We start from the raw sequence: 1,068 nt of genomic DNA on the forward strand, positions 1-1,068 counted from the left end.
TCGGCATGAAGCACGTGGACATGCGCAAGCTGCCCGCCGCGGCTCAAGAGGAGCGCCGGCGGCAAGTCATTGGGCTCCGGGAGCGCGGGCTGACTTACCGGGCGATCGCGGCCCAGGTTGGGCTGTCGCCAACCGGGGTGTTCGACATTTGCCGGCGGTTTGCGGCCGAGGGCGCGCCGGGGCTGGTGAGCAAGCCACGCGGGCGCAAGCCGGATGAGCAGCGACTGCTGGATGCCGCTCAGGAGGCCGAGATTCGGCGCCTGATCTGCCGGCACACCCCGGACGAACTGGACCTGCCGTTCGCCCTGTGGAGCCGAAAGGCGGTGCGTGCGGTGATCTGGCAGCGCTGTGGGATTGCGCTGGCCGTGCGAACCGTGGGCAAGTATCTGGCGCGCTGGGGCTTCACCGCGCAGAAGCCGCTCCGGCGTGCTTACGAGCAGAACCCGGCCGCGGTGCGGCACTGGCTGCGGCGGGAGTATCCGGCCATCGTCGCGGCGGCCCGGCAGGCGCGGGGCACCATCTTCTGGGGTGACGAAACCGGTTTGCGCGCGGACGACGTGCGCGGCCGCGGCTATGCGCCCCGGGGCCGGACGCCGGTGATCCGGGTCTGCCACCGGCGCGCCGGGCTGAGCCTGATTGCGGCGGTGAGCAATCGCGGCGCATTGCGCTGGATGATTGTCGACGCGGCGGTGAACGCCGCAACCTTGATCCGCTTCCTGCAACGCCTGATCCGCGATGCAAAGCGCAAGGTGCTCCTGATCCTGGACCGGCTGCGGGTGCATCGGGCCGCCCGGGTCCGCGACTGGCTCACCGCGCATCGGTCGAAGATCGAGGTTTTCTACCTGCCGGCCTACAGTCCGGAGCTGAACCCGGAGGAGGGCCTGAACGCCGACCTGAAGCAGGTTGTCACCCGCCAGGCGCCCGCGCGCAGCAAACAGCAACTCAAGCGGGCAACTGTCCGCCACATGCGCCGACTGTCGAAATCGCCCGCGCGCGTCCGAAGCTATTTCAGCCACAAGTCCGTCCGCTACGCTGCATGCTCAAGACAATGAAGACCGGATCAATAAC

At 68.7% G+C, this 1,068-nt stretch carries 1 protein-coding gene; it reads left to right on the plus strand.

Features of this window, described 5'->3' with window-relative positions; genetic code table 11:
• Positions 1–5 precede the first annotated feature (5 nt).
• Positions 6–1,052: an IS630 family transposase gene (locus tag FS320_RS43995; RefSeq protein ID WP_152718732.1), complete on the plus strand. Its 1,047-nt coding sequence runs from the start codon at positions 6–8 to the stop codon at positions 1,050–1,052.
• The last annotated feature ends 16 nt before the right edge of the window (positions 1,053–1,068 follow it).

The sequence above is a fragment of the Microvirga tunisiensis genome (assembly GCF_009296175.1).
Lineage (GTDB): Bacteria > Pseudomonadota > Alphaproteobacteria > Rhizobiales > Beijerinckiaceae > Microvirga > Microvirga tunisiensis.